At 35.6% G+C, this 985-nt stretch carries 1 protein-coding gene; it reads left to right on the top strand.

Annotated features, from left to right (window positions below; all coding sequences use genetic code 11):
* Nucleotides 1-885, top strand: an 885-nt coding sequence (locus RT405_RS04730) for an extracellular solute-binding protein (RefSeq protein ID WP_313468003.1), incomplete at its 5' end; no start/stop codon positions are given.
* Nucleotides 886-985 lie beyond the last annotated feature (100 nt).

Here is a 985-nt window from a genome sequence, read left to right on the forward strand (position 1 = left end):
GGCGTTTATGCTGTTCCATTTGATTCGGGATCTGCAGGTTTATATTATCGTACAGACTATCTTGAAGAAGCTGGCTATACTCCTGATGATCTCAAAGATTTAACTTGGTCAGAGTTTATACAAATTGGTAAAGATGTAAAAGAAAAAACCGGAAAATGGTTTGTAGCGTTTATTCCCAACAGAGGAACGCATTATATGCAAATGGCTATGCAGTCAGCAGGAGTTTGGTATTTTGATAAAGAAGGAAAAGTTTATTTCAAAAATAATCCTGTTATCAGAGAAATGGCAGAAGTTCTTAAAGAAATAGAAAAAAATAATTTGGCTAAACCAGTCGATTATTTTGCAGCAGAAGGTATTGGAGCCGTTACTAGTGGAGAAGTAGCAGCTGTTGTTTCAGCTGTTTGGTATTCAGCAACGATCAAGTCAGCAGAAGACCAAGCAGGCAAATGGGCATATACGACTATCCCAAAACTTGAAACAGTAAAAAATGCCACTCATTATTCTAATCTGGGCGGTTCGAGTTGGATGGTTTTAGAAGATTCCCCTAATAAAGAAGCGGCTATTGATTTCCTTAAGACCGAATTTGCTGGTAATGATGAATTCTATCAAGAGATTTTAGTTGATAATGGTGCTGTTGGAACTTATCTTCCTTCTCAAACAGGAGAAGCTTATCAATACAAAGATCCTTACTTTAATGATGCACAAATATATAAAGATTTTTCAGAATGGATGGAAAAAATACCTGGAGTAGACTATGGCGTGAATACAAATATAGCCATGGAAGCTTTAAGATCAGTGTTGCAAGATTATTTTGACGATAAAATTTCGTTAGATGAAATGTTGGAGCAAGCAGAAGACTATTATAATATGCAAATCGGGGAATAAAATTTTGATTCTTAACTACACGGGTGATCAAATAATTCTTAAAGGATAGAGGAGGTTAGTAATGAAACCGAAAAAGATATCAGGAAAAGGAGAAGTTTGG

Source organism: Carnobacterium sp. (assembly GCF_032094055.1).
GTDB lineage: Bacteria > Bacillota > Bacilli > Lactobacillales > Carnobacteriaceae > Carnobacterium_A.